Source organism: Sphaerisporangium aureirubrum, from assembly GCF_042658925.1.
Taxonomy (GTDB): Bacteria; Actinomycetota; Actinomycetes; order Streptosporangiales; family Streptosporangiaceae; genus Sphaerisporangium; species Sphaerisporangium aureirubrum.
The window spans coordinates 128,682-154,537 of the sequence record NZ_JBHSRF010000009.1; the positions used below are offsets into that span (position 1 = coordinate 128,682).

The window sequence follows — 25,856 nt, forward strand, 5'->3', positions numbered from 1 at the left end:
GTATGTCGCCTGAAGAGCCACGGGCGCGGCCGGGGTCGCCCTGGCCCGCGCGTGCGCGGACCGCGCGGGGCACAGGTCTGTCTCCCTCGGGTGGTTCCGCCCCCCGCCGCGGTCCCCGGGTCGGGCGGCCGTGGGCCGGCGCCCGCGAGCGCGCCGGAGAGGCCGACGCCGCGCGGGAACGCGTCCGCCTGGAACGCGGGATCCGCTTTCGGACCTACTTCCTGCTGATCATGGGCACGATCCTCGCCCTGGCCGCCACCGACGTCCTGCTCGGTGTGGTCGGGGTGCTCCAGGAGACCCGCTCCCGCCCCCTCACCGTCGCCGAGCGCGACCACTACGCCGCACAGGACATCGCCCGCCGCTGGCACGCCCTGCGCGCCGGTTCGGTCTTCCCCGCCGAGGTCGAGTACGCCGGCCTCAACCGCACCCGGCAGCTCGCCCGCCGGGTCGGCATCGCCGCCGAGGCGCCGTGCCCGTCCGTCGTGGACGCCCCGGTCGCCACGGTGCTGCGGGAGCACCGCTGCCGCACCATGCTGCGCGCCACCTACGTCGACCAGTCCTCGGCGTTCGTGGTGACCGTCGGGGTGGCGGTCTTCCCCGACGAGGAGACCCGCGTCGGCACCGGGAGCGATCTCCCGGTGGACGACCGCGTGGGGGTGCGCCCCGTCGCGTTCCCCGGCACCGTGACCGAGCGGTTCGGCGCGGCGCAGCGCCAGCGCACCGGCTGGGTCGGCGCGGGCCCCTACATCGTATTCTCCACCGCCGGGTACACCGACGGCCGCACCCGCGAATCCATCCCCCTGGAGGAGACCCTGCACAGCGAGCTGTGGTCCACCGCGCAGACCGTCGCCGGGCGCATCGCCCGCGTGCTGGCCGAACCCCCCGAGATCCCTCGCTGCACCCAGGGCAACGTGTGTTGAGGCGCACCGTGACGCGGCTGGGTGCCGCGGGGTCGGCGCTGGCGCTCGCCTGCCTGGTGGCCGGGCCGGCGTCCGCCCTGGACGTGCGCGGCGACCAGCAGTGGGTGCTGGACGCGCTGAACGCCGAGAAGGCGTGGGAGGTCACCCGGGGTGCCGGGGTGACCGTCGCGGTGCTGGACAGCGGTGTCGACCCCTCGGTGCCCGAGCTGCGCGGCAAGGTGACCGTCGCGCCGGACATGCAGTCGAGCATGTTCGACGACGCGCCGCGCAACGGGTCGCACGGCACGGCGATGGCCTCGGTGATCGCGGGCTCCGGCCGCGACGGCGGCCTGCGCGGCGTGGCGCCCGACGCGCGCATCCTGTCCGTGCCGGTGATCGCGGACGACGAGCGCGACGAGGAGAAGGTCGAGCCGGACGACGGCTTCGGCCAGGCCGGCGAGAGCCCGCTGTCGCGAGGGCTGCGTTACGCCACCGACCAGGGCGCCCGGGTCATCAGCATGTCACTCGGCGCGTACGGCAGCGAGCGCGCCGACCGCGAGGCCGTCGCGTACGCCCTGTCGCGCGGCGTGGTGCTGGTCGCGGCGTCCGGCAACGACGGCGACAGCGTGTACGCCCGCGAGCACGGCACCTCGTTCTGGACCTTCCCCGCGGGCTTCCCCGGCGTGATCGGCGTGGGGTCGGTGGACAAGAAGGGCAAGCCCACCGGCTTCAGCAGCGACAACCTGTCGGTCATGGTGGCTGCGCCCGGCGACGGCGTGCCCGCCGTGTTCCCCGGCGGGTCGTACGGGCGGATCGAGGGCACCAGCGTGTCGACGGCCCTGGTCGCCGGGGTGGCCGCGCTGATCAAGTCCAAATACCCCACGCTGCGGCCCGAGCTGGTGGCGCAGGCGCTGACCTCCACGACCCGGGGCAAGCCTGCCGCCCGCTACAACGACAAGGTCGGCTTCGGCGTCGTGGACGCCGCCGCCGCCCTCGACCGGGCCGGCCGGCTGGCCGGGTACCGCGTCTCGCTGCCGGTGCGCGACGACCTCCACTTCGGCAACGGCACCACCGCCCCGCCGCCCACGCCGCCAGGTCCCGACCCGCTGCGCATGTGGGTGTTCGGCGGGGGCGTGGTCCTCGGCCTGATCGGTTTCGGCGCGGGCGTGATCGTGCTGACCCGCAGGTCGGAGCGCCAGACGGCGGGCCGCTGACGGGACGCTCTCCTGTGTCCTTTCGACCGAGGTCCGACAGATATTGGTATTTCTTGTCCCGATGACCGGTAAAGGTTCGCTATGGTACCCGTCTCGTGGGATACGAGTTGCGTGTACACCGCGAACCACCGCTCGCCTACGCCGAGCTCACCGAGGCGACCGGCGGCGACGCCGGCTTCACGCTGCGGGGCACGGCGGAGGCCGGTGAGGTCCTCGCCCGGCACGGCGACGGCGAGCACGCCGTCGCGACGTGGCAGGGCCGCCTGTTCGGGCACCCCGCCTCCGACTGGGAGGTGGCCCAGCTGGCCCGGCTCGCCGGGCTGCTCGGCGCGGGCCTGGTCGGCGAGGACGGCGAGTCGTACGGCGTCAGGGACGGTATCGTCGAGCAGGTCAACGGCGACGCGACGTACGAGTTCGGCAAGCTCGAGGAGATCCTCGGCTTCGGCCCCGCCCAGTGGAGCACCTGACCGGGAGAAGACGGGTTGAACGATCCGACGCCTTTCGCCGAGCGGGTGCTCGACCTCGTCGAGCGCATCCCGCCGGGCAGGGTGATGTCCTACGGCGACGTCGCCGAATACCTCGCCGAGGGCGGTCCCCGGCAGGTCGGCAGGGTGATGTCGACCTGGGGCGGCGGCGTTCCCTGGTGGCGGGTCGTGCGCGCGGACGGCGCGCCGGTGATCGGCCACGAGAGCCGGTGCCTGGCCAGGTGGCGCGCGGAGGGAACCCCGATGCGGGGGGAGCGCGCCGACATGCGCAACGCGCGGTGGCATGGTGATCACCAGTGATTTCTCAGTAAGGCGCATTACCATTCCAGCTAACGCCCTTTGCGGTCGGACTGGAAAGGCGGTGCCTCCCCGATGGCCACCGGAGCCACGCCCGCGCCCACCGGCGACATCGTCGCCGACCGGCTGCGGGCCGCCCAGGACCTTCACGACCGGGGTGAGCCGCTCGACGCCGTGATCGCGGCCGTCCACCCGGGCGGTCTCTCGCGCGCGCAGCGGCGGCGCATGCACGCCGAGGTGCTGAGCGGTCCGCTCGGCCTGCGCCTGGAGGCCGCCGCGCGGCGGGACGCCACCCGGTTGCGCCACGCCATCGACCTGCTGCGCGACTACCTCGCCGGGGTGGACGACCAGGTGAAGCGCCGCCTGCCGGTGGCCAGGCGGCTGGAGTTCCACCTCGTCGAGCACCGCGACCCCGCCGCGCTCGCCCAGGGAGACGAGCTGGCCGGGCTGGTCGCCGCCGCCTCCGAGCCGTCCAAGCGGGTGCGCCGCGGCCTCGCCTGGTACGCCGACCTCCCGGTCGACGCGCCGCCCGAGCTGTTCCGGCTGCGCCGCTCCGACCTGGTGCCGGTCACCGAGGTCTCCGACGTCTCCTGGCGGGACGGGCGGCTGGTCCTCAGCGGGCACGCCTATCTCGTCGGGCTGTCGGTGCGCAGCCGCAGGCTCAACCGCGCCACCGTGGTGCTGCGGGGCCCCCGCTGGGTGCCGCCGATCTCCGTGCGCACCCGGCGCGTCCACCGTCCCGAGGCCACCCACGAGGCCGCCGAGCCGGGCTGCAACTACGACTGGGCCGGGTTCGTCGCCGAGGTCCGGCCGTGGTCGCTGCGCTGGCGCGCGGGCCTGCGCGCCTTCGGGCACGGCGTCAAGCGGCTGGTGCGCGGCCGTCCCGTGGTCCGCGACACCACCACGTGGCACGCCGACATCGTGATCTGGAGCCGGGGCGCGCGGGCCACCGGCGCGGTGCGCGGCCCGGTGATCGGCCGCACCGAGCGCCCGGAGGGCCTGCGGGTCAGGCCGGGGCTCTGGATGCGGCCCACGTGGACCTCCGACCGCGTCTTCCAGATCGTGCTCCAGCCGACCAGGGCCGCGCTGACGGCCGTGCGCCACGTGGGCGACCAGGTCGAGCTGGAAGGCCTGCTGCCCGGCGCCAAGGCGACCAAGGGGCGGGCGCGGCTCGGCGGGCACCGCATGGCCGCGGACTTCACCCCGGTGGAGGGCGGCACGCGGTTCACCGTCCAGCTCGCCGTCACCGCGTTGCTGAAGGAACGGGACGCGCGGCGCCTGTGGATCGAGCCCAAGGGCGACCCCGCGGCGCCGGTGCTGATGGAGGACGCCGCCGAGATCCATGTGCCGATCGGCCGCAGCGAGGTCACCGTGCTGCGCGACCGGCGCGACCGGCTGGTGCTGTCGGCGCACCGGGTGTGGCCGGTGATCACCTCCGCCGTGTGGGAGGAGGACGGCTCGCTGAGCCTGGCCGGTTCCTATCCCGACACCGACCCCGGCCAGCGCGAGCTGGTGCTGCGCCAGCGCACCGGCCAGACCTACCGCGTGCCGGTCAAGCGGTCGGGCCCCGAGTTCACGGTGCGGCTGTCACCGGGCGCCATGTACCGCTTCGGCGGCGCGGTGCCGCTGGCGTCCGGCACCTGGAGCCTGTCGCTGGCGGGCGGCAAGGGCACCACCGCGCCGCTGCGGGTCGGTCACGAGCTGCTCGCCGCCCTGGACGAGGACCCCCGCGTCGTGGACGGCCGGTCGTACCGCCTGGTGGCCACCAGGTTCGACGTACCGGTGCTGGTCGCCGCCGAGGAGCGCCCCGACGACGAGAAGGGCGCCGGCGGCCTTTGGTCGATGCGCCGGGTGCACTACCCCGCGCAGCGGCGCGAGGCGCTACGGGACGCGACGGTGTACGTCTCCTTCGACGGCCGGTCCTACTCCGACAGCGCCCGCGCGGTCTACGAGGAGCGGCTGCGGCGCGGCGACGACCGCGAGCACATCTGGGTGGTGCGGGACGGCGCGTTCGTCCCGCCGGACGCCGCCGCGCTCGGCCTCGGCTCCGGCATCGTGCCCACGGTGGTGCGCGAGGGCAGCCGCGAGCACTACACCGCGATGGCCCGGTCCCGCCACATCATCACCAACACCCTGCTGCCGCAGTGGTTCCGCGCCCGCGAGGACCAGATCTGCGTGCAGATGTGGCACGGCTCGCCGCTGAAGAAGGTCGGCGGCGACCAGCGGCACATGTCCCGCGACCCGCGACCGCCCGCGTGGTACCGGCAGGCAGCCGAGGTGGCCAACTGGGACCTGCTGGTGACGCAGAGCCCGTGGGCGTCCGAGGTGCTGTGCCGGGCCTTCGGGTACGGCGGGGAGATCCTTGAGTCGGGGTACCCCCGCAACGACGTGCTCGCCCACCGCGAACGCGCCGACCTCGCCACGGCCGTGCGGCGCGCCCTCGGCGTGCCCGCGGGCAAGCGCGTGGTGCTGTACGCCCCCACCTGGCGCGACTACGACCGCCGCAACTCCTCGGTGAAGCTGGACCTCGCCGAGGCCCGGCGGGTGCTCGGGCGCGACCACGTGCTGCTGGTGCGCGGCCACATGATGCAGGCCGCCCCGGTGGCGGCCGGGCTGACGGTGCCGGGGCCCGCGTCGGTGGTGCGGCCGGGGCCGATGGCGCGCGAGTCGGTGTTCGCCATCGACGTCACCACGTATCCCGACATGGCCGATCTGCTGCTGATCGCGGACGTGCTGGTCACCGACTACTCCTCGGTGATGTTCGACTTCGCGGTGACCCGCCGTCCCATGGTGTTCTTCGGCTACGACGCCGAGCGCTACCGCAACGCCCGGGGGATGTACCTCGACCTGCGGACCCAGGCGCCCGGGCCGGTGCTGTCCGACGCCGGGGACGTGATCGAGGCGGTGCGCCTCATCGACGCGCTGTCCGGCGACTACGCCGACCGCTACGAGTCCTTCGTCCGCACCTACACGCCGCGCGACGACGGGAAGGCCACCGCGCGCCTCGTGGACCACGTCTTCACCGACACCGCCGGTCGCTGATCCCCGCCGGGGCGGCCTCCGGTGTTCACCGACACCGAAATCCATTGGATATATCGGTAAATGTGGTTGATGATGCGGGACGTGGACGGGGCCGACTCGGCCCGGGGACGTCAGCGGGGGGGTGTACGTGGTTTCCACGCCTGTGGGCGAAGTGAGCGTCACGGATCTGCCGGTCCGGCGGCTCGGGCCGGAAGATCTGCGCGAGTGCCTGATGCTGGCCATCGACCGCCGGTGGCTGCCGGAAGAGGCCAAGTGGCGGCTGCTGTTCGAGATCGGTGAGGTCTACGGGGTGGACGACCCCTCGGGTGGCCTCGCGGGCACGGTGGTGCTCGCCCGGTACGGGCCCGGTCTCGCCGCGGTCAGCATGGTGCTGGTGGCCACCCGCCACGGCCGCAAGGGGCTCGGACGGCGGCTGATGCTGCACGTCATCGAGCGGGCCGCCGGGGCGACCCTCTTCCTCACCGCCACTCCCTACGGGCGGCCGGTGTACGAACGGGTGGGGTTCACCACGGTCGGCCAGGTCGTCTCGCACACCGGGCACCTGACGCCGGTGCCGGACGATGTCAAGCTGGAGGGGCTGCGGCCGGCGAGCGAGGCCGACCTTCCCGGCATCATGCGGCTGGACACGCGGACCAGCGGCGCGCCCCGCGATCACCTGATGAGACGGCTGCCCGGCTTCGCGGCGCGGACCCGGGTGGTGGAGCGCGGCGGGCGGATCACCGGCTTCGGCGCCGTCTGGCGCAACGTCGAGAACCACGTGCTCGGCCCGATCCTCGCCGACAGCACCCCCGCGGCCGTCGCGCTGATCGCCGAACTGGCCTCCGGCCTGCACGGCCCCGTCCGGCTGGACCTGGACGCGCGCCACACCGAACTGACCGCCTGGGCCCAGCGCAGGGGCCTGATCCCGGCGTTCTCCACGGCGCTCATGGTGCACGGCGGCTCCCTCCCGGGCGACCGGCACCACCTGTTCGCCCCGGTGATGGTCGCCCTCGGCTGAGCCTTCACGGCGCGCCGCGGCCGGCTGACCGCGTGCCGCGGCGCAGACCGAGCAGCAGGCCCGCCACGACCAGGGCCGTGCCGGCGAGGTCCGGCCAGGTGGGGCCGCCGAGGCCGAGCGCCAGGCCGCACAGGATCGTACCGACCGGCAGGAAGCCGGAGAACAGGCCGGCGCGCTCGGGGCCGAGGCGGGGCAGCGCGTCGTACCAGCAGAAGAACGCGAACGCCGTCACCACCACCGCCTGGTAGATCAGCGCGGTCGCCTCCACGGCGTCCGGCACGCGCAGCACGCCGCCGCCGTCGGCCACCAGCCCGGCGGCCAGCAGGATCGGCACCGCCGCCGCCGTCGTGTACGCCGACACGCGGATCGCGCCGAGCCGGGGCAGCAGCGGCACGGCCAGCAGCGAGAACCCCACCTCGCAGGCCAGCGCCCCCGCCGCGAGCAGCATCCCGAGCGCGGAGCCGCCGCCGAGGCCGGTGACCACGGCCGCGCCGCCCGCCACCAGGACGGCCGCCGCCACGATGTGCGGGGTGGGCCGCCGCCGGGCCAGGAGCGGGCCGAGCAGGGCGAGCACGATGGGCACGGTCGCCACGACGGTGCCCGCGGTGGTCGGGTCGGCGTACCGGGTCGACTCGATGACGAAGACGTTGAACGCCGCGAGCCCGGTGGCGGCCAGCAGCGCGATCAGCCCCAGCTCCCGCGCGCTCAGCCGCAGGTGGGCGATCCCGCGGGCCCGCATGAACGCCAGCAGCAGCACCGCCGCCCCCGCGTACCGGAGCGCCTGCCCGCCGTACACCGGGTACTCGTGCAGCACCAGCGACACCGCGGGCAGGGTGCCCATCAGGAACATCGCCGTGCCCGCCCCGAGCGCCCCGCGCACCCCCTCCGGCACCCCGCGCGCCCGTCCGGACACCCCGGCCGCCGATGTGACTTCCACTTCTCCCGGCGTGCTCACCACGACCCCGCCCGCCCGACCCGCCGCTCGTGCGCCCACCGTCGTCCCCTCCGCTGTTTCCGCTCGTCAGTAGGCATGCTGACAGCGCCGGGCCGAGCCGAGACAGGTCCAAAAGAGGCGCGCCCCTGAGGTCCAAAGCATCCGGAAACGGCCTCGGAGGGAGACTCGTGACGCGCCGGACCGGTCGAGTCGGCACGATCTTCGGGTGTGGTCTGGTGGAATAGCGTGCTGTGAGTGGTCAGACCTACCGGCTGGTGCGGCGGGGAGTTGAGAGGCGCACGTCGCCTCCCGCGCTGGACGAGCACCAGCGGGCGGTGGTGGCCCATGAGGGCGGGCCGCTGCTCGTGCTGGCGGGCCCCGGCACCGGCAAGACCACCACGATCGTCGAGAGCGTCGTCGACCGCGTGGAGCGGCGCGGCGCCGACCCCGAGCGGGTGCTCGTGCTCACCTTCAGCCGCAAGGCGGCTCAGGAGTTGCGCGAGCGTATCACCGGCCGCATGCGGCGCACCACGAGAACGCCCCTCGCGCTCACCTTCCACGCGTACGCCTACGCGCTGCTGCGCCGCGAGGCCGTGCTCGCGGGCGAGCAGCCGCCGCGCCTGCTGACCGGCCCCGAGCAGCTGCTGGAGATCCGGCGCCTGCTGCACGGCGAGCTTGAGGACGGCGCGCCCCACTGGCCGTCCCCCATGCGCGAGCCGCTGAAGACCCGGGCGTTCGCCGAGGAGCTGCGCGACCTGCTGGCGAGGGCCGCCGAACGCGGGCTGGACGGCGACGACCTCGAAGCACTCGGCCGGCAGCACGGCAGGCTCGACTGGGTGGCGGCGGGGCACTTCGCCCACCGCTACGCCGACCGGTTCGACCTGGACCCCACCCCGACCCTCGACTACGCCGAGCTGATCCGCGCCGCCGCGAGCCTGCTCGCCGGGAGCGAGGTGCGGCGGCGCGAGCGCGCGGCGTACGACGTGGTGTTCGTGGACGAGTACCAGGACACCGACCCGGCGCAGGAGGCCATGCTGCGCCACCTCGCCGGCGACGGCCGCGACCTGGTCGCGGTCGGCGACCCCGACCAGTCGATCTACGGCTTCCGCGGCGCCGACGTGCGCGGCATCCTCGACTTCCCCCGCCGTTTCCGCACCGCCGGCGGCGGCGAGGCCCCCGTCATCGCCCTGCGCGTCTGCCGCCGCAGCGGCCCCGACCTGCTCACCGCCTCCCGCCGCGTCGCCGCCCGCCTCCCCGTCCCGCCCATGCCGTCCGCCACCCCCGAACCGGCGGGCACGGCCGGTGCCGGCGTCCTCGGCGAGCCCGACTGGCCGTTGCTCGACTGGGCGACCCCGGGCACCGAGACCGGTACGGGCACTCCGGGCGGCACGGAAGGGCCCGCGGGGACGAACGGGACCGGTGGCGCGGGCCCCTCCGGCGGCGTGGGTCGTGCCGGTGGCGCGAACGGGGCCGGCGGTTCCGGGCGTTTCAGCGGGGAGAACCACCGGGGGCTCGTGGCCGTGCCGGACGCCGATCCCGGTGAGGTGCGGGTGCTGCTGGCCGACAGCGAGACGCAGGAGGCCGCCGTGGTGGCGGACACGCTGCGGCGGGCCCACCTGCTCGAAGGCGTGCCCTGGTCGCGCATGGCCGTCCTGGTGCGCTCGGCCGAGCGCCAGGTGCCGATGCTGCGCCGTGCCCTGATCACCGCGGGCGTGCCGGTCATCGTCAACGGCGACGAGGTGCCGCTGAGCCAGGAGCCCGGCGTCCGGCCGCTGATCACCGTGCTGCGCGTGGCGCTGCGCCCGTCCACCCTGGACGTCGTCACGGCCGAGGAACTGCTCACCGGCGCCGTCGGCGGCACCGACACCATCGGGGTGCGGCGGCTGCGCCGGGCGCTGCGCGCCGCCGAGCTGGAGGCCGCGGCGGCCGACGACGGCACGCTGCCGCTGCCCGCCCGCACGTCCGACGAGCTGCTGGTGGCCGCCGTCCGCGACGTCCGTGAGCTGGTCCCCGTCGAGCCGCACATCGCGGTGCCCGCCGAGCGGGTCGCCAAGCTCATCGGCGTGGCCCGCGAGTCCCTGCGCCGGGGCGACTCCCCGGAAGAGGTGCTGTGGGAGATCTGGCAGGCGTCCGGGCTGGCCGACCGGTGGACCGACGCCAGCGTGGCGGGCGGCCACCGGGGGGCGCAGGCCGACCGCGACCTCGACGCCGTGGTGACGCTGTTCGACGAGGCGGCCCGCTTCGTGGACCGCCTCCCGCACGCCGGGCCCGGCGTCTTCCTGGACGACCTGGCGTCCCAGGAGATCGCCGCGAACACCCTGGCCGCGCACGCCCCGGACGCCGAGGCCGTGCGCGTCCTGACCGCCCACCGGTCCAAGGGGCTGGAGTGGGAGGTGGTCGTGGTCGCCGGCGTGCAGGAGGGGGTGTGGCCCGACCTGCGGCTGCGCGGCTCGCTGCTCGGCATCGACGAACTCGTCGAGGTGGCGCACGGCTCGGTGCCCGACGCCACCGACGCCGCCGCCGCGTCGCTCGCCTCCAAGCTCCTGGCCGAGGAGCGGCGCCTGTTCTACGTCGCCGCCACCCGGGCCGGACGGCGCCTGGTGGTCACCGCGGTCGGCGGCGAGGACACCGACGAACGGCCGTCGCGGTTCCTGGGCGAGCTGCTGCCCGGCGCCGTCGAGGAGGCCGCGATCGACGAGCGTGCCCGGTGGCTCAGCATGTCCGCCCTGGTGGCCGACCTGCGGGCCGCCGTGTGCGACGGCACCCGCCCCGAGCCGGTGCGCAGGGCGGCGGCCGGCCACCTGGCCCGCCTCGCCCGGGCCGGCGTGCCCGGCGCGCACCCCGACGAGTGGTACGCCCTCACCACCCTGTCCGACGACCGGCCGCTGAGCTGGCCGGAGAACATCGTGCGGGTGTCGCCCTCGGCGGTGGAGAACTTCAGCAAGTGCGGCCTGCGCTGGCTGCTGGAGACCGCCGTCGGGGCGTCTGGCACCGACATGTCCCGCAGCCTGGGCAGCGTCATCCACGCCCTCGCGGCACTCGCCACCGCCGGCCGGGCCGCCGACGAGCTCGGCAAGCGGCTCGACGAGGTCTGGGACGAGCTCGACTTCGGCGGCGTGTGGTTCAACCGCAAACAGCGGGTCGTCGCCGAGCAGATGGTGGGCCGCTTCCTGACCTGGCACGAGAACAACCCCCGGGAACTGGTCGGCGTGGAGGAGTCCTTCACCGCCGTCCTGTCGGAGGGCGTCCAGATCCGCGGCCGGGTGGACCGCGTGGAACGCGACGGCGAAGGCCGCGCCGTGATCATCGACATCAAGACCGGCACCACCAAGCCCTCCGACGCCGACCTGGACCGCCACCCCCAGCTGGGCGTCTACCAGCTGGCCACCCTGCTGGGGGCCTTCGAACGCCACGGCCTGACCGAGCCGGGCGGCGCCGCGCTGGTCCAGGTGGGCAAGGCCGCGGGCAAGGACCCCCGCGAACAACGCCAGCAGGCGCTGTCCGACGACCCCGAGCCCCAGTGGGCCGAAGAGATGGTCGAGACCGTGGCCACCGGCATGGCCGCCGGCGTCTTCGTGGCCCAGGTGAACGACGGCTGCCGCACCTGCGTCGCCAGGGTCAGCTGCCCGGTGAACGAATCCGGAGGCCAGGTGTGCTGACCGCCTCCCCTACCGCGACACCGCACCGCATCGTCGAGCACCCGGCACGGCGAGGCCGGCGCCGTCGTACGGCGGGGAGCGGGCTTTGCTAGGCCCGACGGAGGCCGGGGACGAGGAGGTTTCGCCGAGCAACAGCGCGCGGCCCGCGCTCATAGGGGCCGATGAGCTGGCGGAGCTGCTCAAGATACCGGCGCCCACCCCGGAGCAGGCGGAGGTGATCGAGGCGCCGCTGGAGCCCATGGTCGTCGTGGCCGGGGCGGGGTCGGGGAAGAGCGAGACCATGGCGGGGCGGGTGGTGTGGCTCGTCGCCAACGGGCTGGTGCGGCCGGAGCGGGTGCTCGGGCTGACGTTCACCCGCAAGGCCGCCGCCGAGCTGGCCGCGCGGGTGCGCAAGCGGCTCACCCAGCTCGCCGAGACCGACCGGGCGCCGGCGGAGCTGCTGGAGGCCGAGCCCTCCGTGTCCACCTACCACGCGTACGCCGCGCGGCTGGTCACCGACCACGCGGTGCGCGAGGCGATGGAGCCGACCATGCGCCTGGTCAGCCCGGCCGTGGCCTGGCAGATGGCCTCCCGGATCGTCGGCGGGTACGACGGGCCGATGGACCGCGTCGACCTGGCGCCGCCCTCGGTGACGGCCGCCGTCCTGGAGCTGGCCGGTGAGCTGGCCGAGCACCTGCGCACCCCCGAGGAGGTGCGCGAGGTCGGCCGGTGGCTCGCGCAGCGGTTCGACGGCCTGACCGCCCGCCCCACCCTCGCCCAGGGCAGGCCCGTCCGCACCCAGGAGATCCGCGAGCAGCTGCTCCCGCTGGTCAAGGAGTACGAAGGGCTCAAACGCCGTCGCGAGGTCATCGACTACGGCGACCAGATGGCCCTCGCCGCGCGGATCGCCGACCGCCACCCGGAGGTCGGCGCCATAGAGCGCGGCCGGTTCTCCGTCGTGCTGCTCGACGAGTACCAGGACACCAGCCACGCCCAGCTCGTCCTGCTGCGGGCCTTGTTCGGCGACGGCCACCCGGTGACCGCCGTAGGCGACCCCTGCCAGTCCATCTACGGCTGGCGCGGCGCGTCCTCGGGCAACCTGAGCCGCTTCGCCACCGACTTCCCCAAGGCGTCCGGCGAGCCCGCCGCCGTACGCAGGCTCGCGGTCAGCTTCCGCAACGGCGAGGGCGTGCTGGAGGTCGCCGCCCGCGTGCAGGCGCCGCTGCGCGAGCAGGCCCGCGAGGTGCCGGTGCTGGTGCCCGGCGACAACCGCACCGGCCGGGGCCGCGTGGTGGCGGCCTTCCACGAGACCGCCGAGGACGAGGCCGAGTGGATCGCCGAGGGCGTCGCCCGCATGCTGGGCCGCGAGTTCGCCCCCGACGGCCTGCCGTGGGGCGAGGGGGAACGCGACCGGCTGCGCGACAAGGTCAGGACCGGCGTCTGGGGCGGCGTGACCGCGATCCAGCCGCAGGACGTCGCGATCCTGGCCCGCAAACGGGCCCAGTTCCCCGTGCTGCGGCGGGCGCTGGCGGCGAGGGGGATCCCGGTCGAGGTGGTCGGCCTCGGCGGCCTGCTCACCGTGCCCGAGGTCGCCGACCTGGTGGCCACCCTGCGCGTGGTGTACGACCCGACGGCCGGGGACGCGCTGGTCCGCCTGCTCGCCGGGCCGCGCTGGCGCATCGGCCCCGCCGACCTCAAGGCCCTCGGCGACCTCGCCCGCGAGCTGACCGTGGCCGACCGCGGCGGCTCAGGCCCCGAGGACCCCCTGGAACAGGTCGTCGCCGACATGGCGCAGGAACGCGGCAGCCTCATCGACGCCCTCGACGAGCTGCCGGACCGTCCCGAGCTGCTGGAGCGCTTCTCCCCGAAGGCCCGCACCCGGCTGCCCCGCATGGCCCAGGAGCTGCGCGTGCTGCGGGCCCACACGGGCCAGCCGCTGCCCGACCTGATCACCGAGATCGAACGGCGCACCGGCCTGGACGTCGAGGTCGCCGCCCGCGGCGGCGGCCCGCTGACCGCCCGCGCCGACCTGGACGCCTTCCTGGACGCGGCCTCCCGTTTCGCGGGCGACGCCGAGGACCCCACCCTCGGGGCGTTCATCGCCTACCTGCAGGCCGCGGAGAGCGAGGAGTTCGGGCTGGAGGCCGGGCGGGTCGGCGAGACCAACAGCGTGAAGCTGATGACCGTGCACGCCTCCAAGGGCCTGGAGTGGCCGGTGGTCGTCATCCCCGGCCTGTCCCAGGTGACCACCCAGAAGGGCGGCCTGGCCAGGGGCAGCATGTTCCCCGCCACCCCCATGACCAACTCCCGCTGGACCGAGAACCCCCGCAAACTGCCGTACTCCCTGCGCGGCGACCACGCCGACCTGCCGCGGCTCGCCGGGCTGGAGAAGGACGACCTCGCCGAGTTCGAGGAGCTCTGCCGGGACCGCGACCTGCTGGAGGAACGGCGCCTGGCGTACGTGGCGGTCACCCGGGCGCACTACCTGCTGATCGCCTCCGGCTATCGCTGGGGAACCGCCGCCCGTCCGCTGGAGCCGTCGGAGTTCCTGCTGGAGATCAGCGAGACCTCGGGCCAGATCGCCCACTGGGCACCCGACCTCGAAGAGGGCGACGTGAACCCCCTCCTCGTCGAGCCCGCCACCGCGCAGTGGCCCGCCGCCCCCGCCGGGGAGCGCTACGAGGCCATACGCGGCGGCGCCGACTTCGTCCTGGACGCCATCGACGGCACCGCCACCGCCCCGGACGACCAGCCCCCCCTGAAGGACTGGGAACGCGACCGCGTCCGCGCCTGGGCCCGCGACACCGAGCTGCTCCTCCGCGAACGCGACCAGTACCACCGCCAAGGCCGCACCACCGTGGAACTCCCCGCCCGCCTGACCGTCTCGTCCCTGGTCACCCTGGCCGCCGACCCCGCCGCCCTGGCCCGCCAGATCCGCCGCCCCCTCCCGCACCGCCCCGCCCCCCTCGCCCGCCGCGGCACCGCCTTCCACCGCTGGCTGGAAGGCCGCTGGCAACAACAACGCCTGATCGACGACCTGTCCCTCCCCGGCGCCTCCGACGACCTCACCGACGCCGACACCGAACTGACCGAACTCCAGACCCGCTTCGAGGAAAGCCCCTGGGCCACCAAACGCCCCCTCGACCTGGAGATCCCCTTCGAAACCATGATCGCCGACCGCCTGATCCGAGGCCGCATGGACGCCGTCTTCAAAGAAGAAGACGGCTACGTGGTAGTCGACTGGAAAACCGGCCACCGCCCCAAGGGCAAGTCAGCCCAAACCGCCTCAATCCAACTAGCCGCGTACCGCCTCGCCTGGTCCCACCTAGCCGCCGTCCCCCTCTCCAAGGTAAGCGCCGCCTTCCACTACGTCCGAACCAACGAAACCATCCGCCCCGTAGACCTCCTGGACGCCCAATCCCTGACCCACCTGATCGAATCCGTCCCCCTCATCCCCGACACCTGATCGAGGACCGGCGCGACACCGACCGCGGCGCCTGGGCCGCACCATCGTTGAATCCCGCCCACGCAACGGTTTCGATGGCTTAACGTGACTGAGCGTGAACTCCGGGTCATGTGCGTATCTCGACGAGTCCATGCGTCCAGAAGCCGGAATCTACGTACTGGCCGCCGTTCTGGTTCCCGACCGGTCTGCCGCCCCATACCGCGCGGCGCTTCAGGGACTGCTGATGGGCAGGCAACCACGCCTGCACTGGCGAGACGAAGGACCGAAGCGACGACTGGAGATCGCGTACGCCCTCACCGACCTGTCGCTCGACACGATCGCGGTCGTGGGTACGGAAATGCCGGCATCCAAACAGAAGCGGGCCCGCCGCAAATGCATGGAGAGGCTTTACTGGCGGCTCGGCCGTCGGGACGTCCATCGCGTGATCATGGAAAGTCGTGGGGCGGCCGGAAACAAAGAGGATCTGGACATGGTGAACGCTCTGCGGGCGCGGCGGATGCTGGCGAACGATCTTCATGTGGCCTGGGGGGATCCCCGGAAGGAAGCACTCCTCTGGCTGCCGGACATCATCGCCGGTGTCGTCGCGAGCGGGGTGACCGGGCACGGAGAGTTGCTGGAGATCCTTAGCGACGGTCTGGTCATCGACCGGCTCGGCTGCGCGTGAAGCGGACAGCCTGGGGAAAGCGCAAAGCCCGGGGTCCTGTCAATTCCGGCAGTAAACCCGGGCTCACTTCCTCTCCCCCTAGCAGGGGGCGGCAGTCGTATCTTACCCGTCGGCCATCGCGTCACACGGCGATTCGCGATGAGGCCTGCGGTCACGGGGCCGCGTGGGCCTTCAGGTGGGTGGGGTGGAGGTCGGGGCTGAAGGTGGTCAGGAAGTGGTCGCGGAAGGTGTTCATTTTCCAGACGGGGGCCTGGGGGCCGGGGGTCATGCCGGGCTGCCAGTGCCAGTCGGTGATCTGGTGGATGACGGCGGGGTCGTGGGCGATGATCGTGATGGGGACGTCGCGGGAGGCGTTGGGGCCGGTGATTATGGGGGCCGGCTGGTGGTCGCCCAGGAAGATGACCACCAGGTCGTCGTCGCCGTAGGTCTCCACGTAGGAGATCAGGGTGTTCAGGGAGTACTCGATGGAGCGGCGGTACTCGTTGCGGACGCGGTCGGGGTCGCGCCAGACGACGTCGGGGGAGTCGCCGGTGGCCTTGAAGTCCGAGCCGTCGCCGACGGTGGACCAGTCGGCGAGGGTGGGGACGGGGGCCCAGGGGGCGTGGCTGGAGACCAGGGGGATCTCGGCCATCACGGGGGAGCGGGTCTTCTTGGTCCGCTCGGTGCGCTGGAAGGTGTTCAGGGTGTACTGGTCGGGCATGGTGCCCCAGTTGAAGCGGGGGCCCCGGTAGCCGAGGTTCTCGGCGGAGTAGACCTGGTCGTAGCCGAAGAACTTTCCTTCGGGCCAGGCTCGGGTCACGCCGGGCATCACTCCCACGGTGCGCCAGTCGGCGCGCTGGAAGGCGCGGTTGAGGGTGAGGCGGCCGGTCTTGACGAGGTTCTCGTAGCGCTGCTGGTTGTCGACCCACAGGCCGGACAGCAAGGTGCTGTGGGCGAGCCAGCTGCCGCCGCCGGCGGTGGGGGAGGTGAGGAAGGCGCTGCGGGAGGAGAAGCCCGCGGCGGACAGGCGGCGGGTTCCCTCGGAAAGGACGGCGCCGACCTTCGGGGCGTAGCGGGGGTCGGCGACGGCGGAGCGGCCGTAGCTCTCCACGAAGGCGAGGACGACGTCCTTGCCGCGCAGGGCGGTGAGCAGCTTGTCGGCGGGGGCGTCGCGGAAGGGGTCGACGGCGAGTTCGGCGGCGAAGTTCTTCTGGTCCCGCAGGCTCGCGGGGATCTGGAGCAGGCGCCCGCTGGCGAGGGCCGCGACCGGGACCCCGGGGACGATCTGCGCGCCGAGCAGGGTGCAGACGACCCAGGCGGCGCCGAGGACGGCGGCGGTGCCGGTGGCCGCGGTGCCGTGGCGGGCGACGACACGGCTCAGGCGCAGGGCCGAGAAGGTCATGCCGGCCAGGACGGCGACGGCGAGCAGGGCGGCGGCGGCCATGGCGCCGATCGCGCCCGCGTGGCCGACGGAGCCGTTCAGGAACTCCACGGCGGCGTCGACGAAGCTCCAGTCGTGCAGCGGGTCGAACGGGCGGTCCAGGACGGTGAAGAAGCCCATGTCGAAGACCTTGAGGATCGCCAGCAGGCCGAGGACCACCCCCGCGAGCACCGCCGCCACCCGGCGCGCCCGGCCGGGCAGGACCAGGACGAGGACGGCGCCGAGGAGCCCCTCCACGGGGATGCGCAGGAACGCTCCCGGCGTGAGCAGGTCGAGCTGGTTCGGCGCGACCAGGGCGAACGCCAGCAGGAGGAAGGCCAGGACGGTGACCAGCGGGTTCGCCACGGCGCGCCATCCTCTGGGGCGGCGTGCGGCTCCGGCGGGTTCCATGGGGCCGGTCGCCGCCGCGTCGTCCTCCGGGGTGGCTCCTCCTGTGGATGGCGGCCGGCGAAAGCCCGTGAAGAACGGCAAACCGAGAGCCCTTTCGTGGGTGGTCGGGTGGTGCCGGTCGCGGGGGGTCGGCGGCACCTACTTGGTCTACGGGTGGCGGCGGCCGCCGGTTCAGAGGTGGTGGACAGGGCCAACGCGGCGGTTCCCCCCGCCGGGATGGGGCGCGGAGGATTCCTGAAGGGAATTCTGGTGGGATGCCGAGCACGAGCGGGCCGGCTTCCACCGATTGGTGAGCGCGGCGAGGGTGTTCGGAGCGCCGGGATCGCCCCCGAGGGGTGACGCGGCGGGGCTGCCTGAGGCCGGCGTCAGTCCGCGGCCGTGCAGGGAGCGGCGTCCGTGCCCTCTTTCATGCGGTCGAGGATGCGGCGCAGGGCGGCGAGGTCGTCGCTGTCGAGGCCGGCGAAGATCTCGCTCTCGACGACCGAGAACGCGAGGTCCACCTCGGCCATCGTCGTGCAGCCCAGCGGGGTGACCTCGACGATGTGGCGGCGGCGGTCGGCGGGGTCGCGGCGCCGCACGGCGAGCCCGTCGCGTTCCAGGTCGTTGAGGATGGAGACCAGCACACTCGGGTCCACGGCCAGCGTCTCGATGAGCGCCTGCTGGCCCATCGGGCCCTCGGAGAGGTGCATGAGCGCCACGGCGTGCCGTAGCGGGAGCCCGGTGGCGGTGAGTGCCTGGCGGATCCGCGCGTTGGTGTGCGCGCCGTGATGCGCCAGGAGCAGCCCGAGCCGATCGAGGGTCCTCGGGGTCTGCGTGTATCCGGCCACCATGCTCATACCATAACACGCTCCCAATCACCAACAGGCTTCAATGGCCGATGCTCTTCAATCACCTGTATCACCAAATGATTGACGCCTCTCAACGATATGCTAGCCTCCACGGTATGACGGAAACCGGGCATGTGAGCGAGGCTCCCGGCGAACATCTGGTGGCCGAGCTGAAGTGGATCCACGACATGATCCGCAGGGACCTGCGGTTCGTGCACCAGCTCGCCCAGCAGGTCGACGAGGGTGCCCCCGTTCACGACATCGGCGCCGCCGTGCGGTCACTCCAGACCAACGGCCCGCTCTGGCAGCTCAAGGTCAACTGCCTGCGCTACTGCCATGTGGTCCACCTCCATCACAGCCTGGAGAGCAGCACCCTGTTCCCCGCGCTGCGCCGCGCCGACCCGGCGCTGTCGGCGACCGTCGACAGGCTGGAGTCCGACCACCGCGAGGTGGCGGACCTCCTCACCCGGATCGAAACGCTGGCCGACCACCTGAGCGAGGCGGGCGACTCCTCCGCCACGACCCGGCACGACCTCGTCGGGGCGCTGACCGACCTGCGCACCCACCTCCTCACCCACCTCGACTTCGAGGAAGAGGCGATCGGCCCCACGCTGCGCGGCTGGCACAGCTGGCCGTTCTGACCCGGCCCGTCGAACCCCAACCAATAGACCGACCCAGATCGGGGACCGTTATGAGCAACTCCATGCCGCCGCGCAGGCCCACAGTGGCGGTGATCGGCGGCGGGTACGGCGGCGTCGCCGTCGCCAAGAAGCTCGACGACGTGGCAGACGTCGTGCTCGTCGAGCCCAAGGAATCCTTCGAGCACAGCATCGCGGGCCTGCGTGCCCTGGTGGACCCGTCCTGGCTGACCAAGGTCTACCTGCCGTACGACAACCTGCTGACCCACGGCCGGGTGGTCCGCGACCACGCCGTCGCCGTCGAGAGCGGGCGCGTCGTCCTCGGCTCCGGCCAGGAGATCGCCGCCGACTACATCGTGCTGGCGACCGGCTCGCGCTATCCCTTCCCCGGCAAGGCCGGCGTCTTCGACACCGAGGCCGCCCACGAGCTGTACCGCATCTCGCACGAGGCCCTCGCCACCGCCGACCGGGTGCTGCTGCTCGGCTCGGGCCCGGTCGGCATCGAGCTGGCCGGTGAGATCAAGGAGGTCTGGCCGGACAAAAAGGTCACCATCGCCGAGCTCGGCGACGACATCCTCCCCGGCCCGTTCATGCCCGAGCTGCGCGTCGCGCTGCGCCGCCACCTGGACGAGCTGGGCGTCGAGCTCCTGTTCGGAGGACAGCTGAGCGAGGAGCCGCCGGTGGAGCCCGGCACGGCCAAGACCTTCGGCGTCGCCACCAAGGACGGCGGTGAGTTCACCGCCGACATCTGGTTCCGCTGCTACGGCGTCACGCCCGTGACCGGCTACCTCACGGGCGACCTGGCGCCGGCCCGCACCCCCGGGAACCGCATCGACGTCACGGCCGAGATGCGGGTGACCGGCGGGAAGAACGTCTTCGCGGTCGGTGACATCGTCGCGCGCGACAGCCCGATGGCCGGGCGGGCCGGCATGCAGGCCGAGGTCGTCGCGGGCAACATCCGCGCGGCCATCACCGGCGAGGGCGAGCAGGTGGCGTACGTCCCGATGCCCCCGGTCATCGCGGTGCCGATCGGCCCGCGCCGCGGCGCGGGCCAGCTCCCGGGTGTGGAGGGCGTCGTCGAGGGCGAGACCATCGCCGAGATCAAGGGCCGCGACCTGATGGTGGGCCGCCTCGCCGAGACCCTCGGCCTGCCGGAGGCGGCCACCCGCTGACGCGAGCAGCCCCGGCCCGGTCCGAGGTTGAGGCAGGCGGCCGCTCACCGGCGTGAGCGGCCCCCGTCCTCAGGTGAGGTAGTGGAAACCGGGCCGGGGGTGCATCAGGAAGTCGTGGTGGGAGATGGTCCAGGCGTAAGCCCCCGCCATGCCGAACGCCACGATGTCGCCCACCCGCACCGTGGTGACGGCCCGGCGGGCGAACACGTCCTTGGGCGTGCAGAGCTGGCCCACCACGGTCACCGGCTCCTCGCTCACGCCGGTCGTGCCGTCCCCGGTGGGCAGCACGGCGAAGGGCTGGTCGTGGCCCTTGGCGGCGGGTGTGCGCAGGTGGTGGGTGCCGCCGGTGACCACGGCGAACACCTCGCCGTGCACCCGCTTCACGTCCAGCACCCGGGTGAGATACCAGCCGCAGTACGCGGTGAGCGCGCGGCCCGGCTCCACGCGCAGCGTCTCGCCCGGCCCGCGCAGGGCCGCGAGCCCCTTGCCGTAGGCGTCCCAGTCGAACCTCTCGCCCGGCCGCCGGTACGACACGGCCATCCCGCCGCCGACGTTGACCTCCCCGCCGCCGTGCTCCCTGGCGAACTCCAGCACGGCGCTTGCCAGCCGCAGCAGCTCGGGGGCGTCCAGGCCACTGGCCAGGTGGGCGTGGAAGCCCCGCGAACGGACGCGGTTCTGGCCGCGCAGCAGCCCCAGGCACTCGGCGACCCCGCCCGGGTCCATGCCGAACGGCGTCGCGCCGCCGCCCATGGTCAGCGACGCGCCCTCCACCGGGACGTCCAGGTTGACCCGCAGCAGCGCGTCGACCGGCCCGCCGACGCCGATCAGGCGGCGCAGCTCCCCCGGGCTCTCGACGTGCATGCGGTGCACGTGCAGCGCCAGCTCGGCGTCGGTCTTCCCCGGCCCGCCGAACCCCATCCGCGCCCCGGGCAGCACCGAACCCACGTGTGCGGCCTCACCGCCGGAGGACACCTCGAACCCGTCGGTGTACGGCGCGAGCGTGTGCAGCAGGGCGGGATCGGGGTTGGCCTTCACCGCGTAGTACAGCTCGACGTCCGGCAACGCCCGCCGCACGGCCGCCGCGTGCGCGTCCAGCCCCGCCAGGTCGTACACGTAGGCCGGCAGGGCCTCACCGAGACGCTCGGCCCGCTCCCGCACCCGATCGGGGAGGTCCATGTGAGCGGCCCGGAGCTCGGGCGAGGCGTCCCCGGGCGTGGTCACGCCGTCATCCCCGTGAACGGGCTCGCCACCGGGACGTAGGAGGCGTCGCGGTCGGCGGAGCGGGTCCAGCGGACCGAGAGGTTGGCCTTGGCGGGCAGCGGGGCGCCGGCCAGCAGGGCGGCGAGGCGTGGCCGGTGGTGCCCGGCGGCGTACCGCGCGAGGCGGGAACGCGCGACCGCCCACAGTTCCCGCAGCAGCTCGGCGGTGGCGCGCGGGGCGGCGGGGCCGTCGCAGGCGGTCTCGGCCACGGTGGCGGCGATCTCGGGCAGGTGGTTCACCATGAGGCAGTAGATCACACGGTCCCAGCCGCGCGCGGGGTCATAGGTGGACGTCCTGGCGACCAGGCCGGGCAGCGCGGACAGGTCGTGCCGCCCGGCGACGAGCTTGGTGCCCTCCAGGTCCCGGAACACCGCCCGCACCGGCATGCCGCCGGAGTCCAGCCCGATCAGCACGTTCTGCAGGTGCGGCTCCAGCACCACACCGTGCCGGAAGTACGCCTCCAGCACGGGCGGCGCGACCCGGTCCACGTACGCCGCCCACCAGGCCGCCGGGTCCGCCCGCACGGCCCGCAGCGCCGCCCCGATCCGTCCCTGCGCGCCGAGCCCGGTGAGCGGGCCGGGCGCGGCGAGGGCCCCGGCGAGGACGGGTGTGACGCCGGGCCCCGCGACCTGCCAGGGGGACGCGCGGACGATCACCCCGAGGCCTTCCAGCAGGCGCGTGCCGAGCGACGCCGAGCGCCACCCCGGCTCGGGCAGCCAGCGGGTGCCGGGAAAGCGCAGCGCGAGGTCGGCGAACACCGGTTCCAGGCGCCCGCTCAGCTCGGCGGACGCGACCAGCTCGTACCACGCGTTCTTGCGCACGCAGTTGGTGATCCGCACGTCCAGGCTGAACTTCAGGCACCGGCCGGTCTGCGGCTCGTACACCGTGCGCACCGAGGACGTCGGCACGGCGGGCTCGCCGGTCTCCCCGAGGTCCACCAGCCGTCCGTCCGCCAGCGGCCCGGCCAGCTCCGCGCCGAGCAGGCCGAGCTGCCAGGGGTGGACAGGCAGCAGGGTGTACCCCGGCGGTGCGACCCCGAGCCCGTCCAGCGCCCCGGCGTCGCCACCGGTCGCCACCAGGTCGTCCCGCACGCCGAGCAGCCGCAGCGGGAACCTGGCGTGCGCCTCGGGGGCGTACCGCAGCCACCCCCGCCCGCCGCGCGCCTTCGGCGAGGGATGGAACGGATGCCCGAACACCAGAGCCTGCTCGGACGCCAGCCACTCGTCCTCCGGCGGCACGGTCACCGCCCGCCGCCGCACCACGGCCGCCACCACCGCCCGGCTGCCGAGCACCTGCCCGGCGAACTCGTCGTTCCCCGCCTCCGGACCGCCCAGCTGCGCCTGGACCAGCCGGATGAGCCGTTCGAGCGTGAGGGGACGCCAGGTGCCCTGGTCGCGCAGGCTGGGCGGGGCGTCGAAGCGCAGGGCCGGGCCGCCGGAGGCGGGCACGCGGATCAGGCCGTCCGCGAGACGCAGCAGCAGGTACGGCCCGGCCGTCCACACCTGGCCACGCGGCCCGGCGACCTCCCGCACGCAGCAGCGCAGCAGCGCGGCCAGTGCCGCTCCCTCCGCGATCTCCTCGGCGTCCGCGCAGGACGGGACGACCTCGTCCACGGAGCCGGGTGTCCCGGCCATTTCCGCCGGGGGGTCGACCGCGACGCCGCTCATCGGACCGCCTCTCCGTTCAGGTGGCGCAGGTAGTTGGGGCCGCTGGTGCCGTAATGCTTGTTGACGTCCGCGGCGACCCGCGAGCGGTCCAGCAGCGTCCCGGCGCCCACCATCGACTTCCCGACCAGCCGGGCCGCGTCCAGGGTGCGCGCCCGCAGCAGGCGGGCCATCGGGTGGTCGCCGTGCTCGGCCAGCGCCGCCCCGAGGATCTCGGCGACCAGCCCGCCGTACCCGGCGCCGAACGCGACCGCGGCGGCGGCCAGGTGCAGCGTGATCGTCACGAACACGTCCGCGAGCCGGTGCGGGTCGTCGGTCAGCAGCCGCCGGTCGGCGAACTCCGGCGCCGCGAGGCCCGATCCGGCCAGCCGGTCCGGCGAGCACAGCAGCCCGTCGTTGTCCTTGACCAGCAGGGACGGCCCGCCGCCTGGGCCGAACACCAGGGCGAGGTTCTGCTGGTGGGCCTCCAGCGCGATGCCGTACCGCACGAACAGCAGCACGTTCCACCCGAGCAGCACCCGCAGGTAGTCGGCGAGCAGCGCCCTGGCGTCCCCGCCGCGGTACCGGGCGGCCACCTCGTCCAGCACCCGGGGACCGGGGCCGGGGGACGGCGCGAGCAGGGCCGCGACCGGCACGATCTCGCCCTCGGGCAGGCGCCGCACCATCCATCCCAGGTACTCGTGCCCGCCGTCGGCGTAGGTCTGCTCGTCGGCGACCAGCACGGGCAGGCCGGGTTCCCTGGCCAGCACCTGACGCAGCAGCAGCTCGGCCCTGGCGGCGTCGGCCAGGGTGCCCGGCTTGATCGACCGGCGGTTGCGCGCGCCGAGGGTGCTGGTGGGCAGGGGAAGCTTGAGATGGACGCGCGGGGCCACCTCGACCGTCCGCATCGACAGCGTGGGCCGTACGGTGACCGGCCGCGTGTCCCTGATCTCGACGCCGGGGACGCGGCGCACCTCGGGGAGCGCCAGCGGGTGCACGGGGAACAGGCCCGGCTCGGGCCACCAGGCGGGCTCCTCGCCGTGCGCGGCCACCCGGTCGCGGGGGACGGCGGCCCAGCGCAGCGTGAAGCGCGGCGCGAACTCGGGGGCGTACGCCGTGAGCTGCTCGTCCGACAGACCGGGTCTGGCCCTTGAGGTGGGGTGGACCGGGTGGTCGAGGAACGCCGCCACCGTCTCGCGGGCGATCAGCGTGCCTGATCCTTCCGCGCGCAGCCGGGTCAGCACCCCGTCCCGGTACGTGTCGTGCAGCTCCCGCGCCCGCCACGCCGCCCGGCACTCCTGCGCGAACGCGGCGGCCCGCCGCGCGCCGCCCGGCCCGGCGATCTCGGCGACCGCCGACAGCACCTCCGTCAGCGGCGGCGCCGTGCCCGGCAGCACCGCGAAGTCCTGGAACAGGCCGCCGGGCCCGAGGGGCACCTGGCGACCGGAGGGCAGCACCAGCAGCACGCCGTTCTTGGAACGGGTCACCCGGGAGGCCAGCCCGCCGAAGTCCTCGCGCAGCAGGGCGTCGAGCACGCGGGCCGCGAGCCCCGTGCCGCCGTCCCGCGCGGTCACTCGACCACCCACGGCGTACGGGCACGGAAGGTCTCGATGGCCTGGTCCACCGCCGCCGGGTCCGGCCCCACCGCCCGGACCACCCCCAAGTAGTCGCGGTTGGTGTGGGTGAGCTCCACCTTCTCCCCGGCCGCCCGCAACGGCCGGTGCCGCAGCCGCGCCCCGCCGATCGTCTCGGCCACGTCCCCCGGCGTCCGCGTGATCACCCCCGGCCGCGCCGCCACCAGGCTCACCGCGGCCCCATGCCTCCCGGACGCCGGCACCTCGGGCACCCGCTCCCCGAGGTGCACCCGCAACACCCACTCGAACAGCGGCACCCCGAGGATCTCGGCCAGCAGAAAGTCACACGTGTCCCCGATCAGCCGATAGTTGATCTCAACGATCCGCGGCCCCTCCTCGGTCCGCACATACTCCGTATGACACGCCCCGAACCCGACCCCCACCCCTCCGAGCGCCCGCAACACATGCTCCACATCCCTGTCCCGCCCCGGCTCGGCGTGCCAGTCGAGTCGTTCCTCCACGAAGTGGGGCAACGGGCCGAGGGTGGTGCGGAAGCCGCCGAGGACCCGTAGGTCGTGGCCGTCGCCGAGGGTCTCCAAGGTGTGGAGAGGGCCGCGCAGGTACTCCTCGGCGATCAGGGGGGCGCCGGGGCGGCGCCGGGCTATGGCGGACGTCACCCGGCCGAGTTCCCCGGGGGTGTGGACGAGGACGACGTCCTCGCTGGCGACGCCCTCGCGGGGCTTGACCACCACCGGGTAGGGGAGGCCGGGGGGTGGCGGGGCGCCGGGGGTCAGGAGGGTCGTGCGGACCTGTTCGACGCCGGCGGCGGCCAGGGCGCGGCGGGTCAGGTACTTGTTCTTGGTGGTGAGGCAGGCTCGCCAGTCCTTGCCGGGGAGGCCGAAGTAGGCGGCGGCCAGAGCGGTCTCGGGCTGGATGTGGTCGGAGTCGGAGAAGATCGCGTCCGGGGGGTGGTGGCGGGCGATGGTGTCGATCACGGCGCGGGCGTCGCGGACGTCGGTGCGCAGGGTGTCGACGTCGCTGTACCGCTCGGGCTGGTCGGTGAGGAGAGTCACCTCGTATCCGAGCGCGCGGGCCGCCGGGAGGAATCCGCCGGTCACCGAGTCGGTCGGGTTGAGCGCGGTGAGGTAGAGCCGCACGCGAGGCACCCCCGGATGCTAAAGCAGGTAAGGCTTACCTAACAACCCGAAGAATGGTAGCCCCCCACAAGATCAGCCTGCTGCCGGACATGCTAATTAGAGGAAATGTCCGTGTTGCAGGGGGTGCGGCGGTGACCGG

18 protein-coding genes are annotated in these 25,856 nt (G+C 73.9%); 11 read left to right on the forward strand and 7 right to left on the reverse strand.

The features are described from left to right. The first annotated feature begins 2 nt into the window (after nucleotides 1-2). The 6 genes from ACFP1K_RS09740 (at nucleotide 3) to ACFP1K_RS09765 (ending at nucleotide 6,934) form a co-directional block, all read left to right on the forward strand. On the forward strand, nucleotides 3-920 hold the full coding sequence (locus ACFP1K_RS09740; protein WP_380749323.1) for a hypothetical protein: 918 nt from the start codon (nucleotides 3-5) through the stop codon (nucleotides 918-920). 8 nt (nucleotides 921-928) lie between these two features. Further along, entirely contained in the window at nucleotides 929-2,113 is a 1,185-nt protein-coding gene (locus tag ACFP1K_RS09745) for a S8 family peptidase (protein ID WP_380749327.1), read from the forward strand. Between the two features lie 95 nt (nucleotides 2,114-2,208). Then, a complete protein-coding gene (locus ACFP1K_RS09750; RefSeq protein WP_380749330.1) occupies nucleotides 2,209-2,580 on the forward strand; it encodes a hypothetical protein in 372 nt (123 codons plus the stop codon). Nucleotides 2,581-2,595: 15 nt separating this feature from the next. Further along, a complete protein-coding gene (locus ACFP1K_RS09755) occupies nucleotides 2,596-2,898 on the forward strand; it encodes an MGMT family protein (RefSeq protein WP_380749333.1) in 303 nt (100 codons plus the stop codon). 72 nt (nucleotides 2,899-2,970) lie between these two features. Then, a complete protein-coding gene (locus tag ACFP1K_RS09760) occupies nucleotides 2,971-5,937 on the forward strand; it encodes a CDP-glycerol glycerophosphotransferase family protein (RefSeq protein WP_380749336.1) in 2,967 nt (988 codons plus the stop codon). A gap of 151 nt (nucleotides 5,938-6,088) precedes the next feature. Then, a complete protein-coding gene (locus tag ACFP1K_RS09765; protein ID WP_380749339.1) occupies nucleotides 6,089-6,934 on the forward strand; it encodes a GNAT family N-acetyltransferase in 846 nt (281 codons plus the stop codon). Between the two features lie 4 nt (nucleotides 6,935-6,938). Here the strand turns inward: ACFP1K_RS09765 and ACFP1K_RS09770 are convergent, their stop codons facing one another. Beyond that, nucleotides 6,939-7,871: a DMT family transporter gene (locus tag ACFP1K_RS09770; RefSeq protein WP_380749342.1), complete on the reverse strand. Its 933-nt coding sequence runs from the start codon at nucleotides 7,869-7,871 to the stop codon at nucleotides 6,939-6,941. Nucleotides 7,872-8,119: 248 nt separating this feature from the next. Here ACFP1K_RS09770 and ACFP1K_RS09775 point away from each other — a divergent pair, with 248 nt between their 5' ends. The 3 genes from ACFP1K_RS09775 to ACFP1K_RS09785 all read left to right on the forward strand — a co-directional run bounded on the left by ACFP1K_RS09775 (nucleotide 8,120) and on the right by ACFP1K_RS09785 (nucleotide 15,636). Next, the gene (locus ACFP1K_RS09775; protein WP_380749345.1) at nucleotides 8,120-11,527 is read left to right on the forward strand and encodes an ATP-dependent helicase; all 3,408 of its coding nucleotides are present in this window, start codon (nucleotides 8,120-8,122) and stop codon (nucleotides 11,525-11,527) included. Between the two features lie 151 nt (nucleotides 11,528-11,678). Next, the gene (locus ACFP1K_RS09780) at nucleotides 11,679-14,972 is read left to right on the forward strand and encodes a UvrD-helicase domain-containing protein (RefSeq protein ID WP_380749468.1); all 3,294 of its coding nucleotides are present in this window, start codon (nucleotides 11,679-11,681) and stop codon (nucleotides 14,970-14,972) included. Nucleotides 14,973-15,066: 94 nt separating this feature from the next. After that, nucleotides 15,067-15,636, forward strand: coding sequence for a hypothetical protein (locus tag ACFP1K_RS09785; protein ID WP_380749348.1), 570 nt, complete (start codon nucleotides 15,067-15,069; stop codon nucleotides 15,634-15,636). Between the two features lie 151 nt (nucleotides 15,637-15,787). Here ACFP1K_RS09785 and ACFP1K_RS09790 read toward each other — a convergent pair whose 3' ends face one another. Together ACFP1K_RS09790 and ACFP1K_RS09795 are read right to left on the reverse strand one after the other, a co-directional pair. Further along, nucleotides 15,788-17,401, reverse strand: coding sequence for a sulfatase-like hydrolase/transferase (locus ACFP1K_RS09790; protein WP_380749351.1), 1,614 nt, complete (start codon nucleotides 17,399-17,401; stop codon nucleotides 15,788-15,790). 410 nt (nucleotides 17,402-17,811) lie between these two features. After that, on the reverse strand, nucleotides 17,812-18,276 hold the full coding sequence (locus ACFP1K_RS09795; protein WP_380749354.1) for a MarR family winged helix-turn-helix transcriptional regulator: 465 nt from the start codon (nucleotides 18,274-18,276) through the stop codon (nucleotides 17,812-17,814). A 113-nt stretch (nucleotides 18,277-18,389) separates the two neighbouring features. On the opposite strand from ACFP1K_RS09795, the gene ACFP1K_RS09800 reads away from it, so the two are divergent. Together ACFP1K_RS09800 and ACFP1K_RS09805 are read left to right on the forward strand one after the other, a co-directional pair. Beyond that, nucleotides 18,390-18,914 carry a hemerythrin domain-containing protein gene (locus tag ACFP1K_RS09800; RefSeq protein WP_380749357.1) on the forward strand — a complete coding sequence of 175 codons (525 nt, stop codon included), beginning with the start codon at nucleotides 18,390-18,392 and terminating at the stop codon, nucleotides 18,912-18,914. Nucleotides 18,915-18,964: 50 nt separating this feature from the next. After that, a complete protein-coding gene (locus ACFP1K_RS09805) occupies nucleotides 18,965-20,083 on the forward strand; it encodes an NAD(P)/FAD-dependent oxidoreductase (RefSeq protein WP_380749360.1) in 1,119 nt (372 codons plus the stop codon). A gap of 69 nt (nucleotides 20,084-20,152) precedes the next feature. On the opposite strand, the gene ACFP1K_RS09810 is transcribed toward ACFP1K_RS09805, so the two are convergent. The 4 genes from ACFP1K_RS09810 to ACFP1K_RS09825 are packed head-to-tail and all read right to left on the reverse strand — an operon-like array spanning nucleotide 20,153 to nucleotide 25,726. Then, nucleotides 20,153-21,304, reverse strand: coding sequence for a type III PLP-dependent enzyme (locus tag ACFP1K_RS09810; RefSeq protein WP_380749363.1), 1,152 nt, complete (start codon nucleotides 21,302-21,304; stop codon nucleotides 20,153-20,155). Further along, the gene (locus ACFP1K_RS09815) at nucleotides 21,301-23,010 is read right to left on the reverse strand and encodes an IucA/IucC family protein (RefSeq protein ID WP_380749366.1); all 1,710 of its coding nucleotides are present in this window, start codon (nucleotides 23,008-23,010) and stop codon (nucleotides 21,301-21,303) included. The genes ACFP1K_RS09810 and ACFP1K_RS09815 overlap by 4 nt, the downstream gene beginning before the upstream one ends. After that, nucleotides 23,007-24,560 carry an IucA/IucC family protein gene (locus ACFP1K_RS09820; RefSeq protein WP_380749369.1) on the reverse strand — a complete coding sequence of 518 codons (1,554 nt, stop codon included), beginning with the start codon at nucleotides 24,558-24,560 and terminating at the stop codon, nucleotides 23,007-23,009. The genes ACFP1K_RS09815 and ACFP1K_RS09820 overlap by 4 nt, the downstream gene beginning before the upstream one ends. Further along, on the reverse strand, nucleotides 24,557-25,726 hold the full coding sequence (locus ACFP1K_RS09825) for a siderophore biosynthesis protein (protein ID WP_380749372.1): 1,170 nt from the start codon (nucleotides 25,724-25,726) through the stop codon (nucleotides 24,557-24,559). Before ACFP1K_RS09825 ends, ACFP1K_RS09820 begins: the two co-directional genes overlap by 4 nt. Nucleotides 25,727-25,856 lie beyond the last annotated feature (130 nt).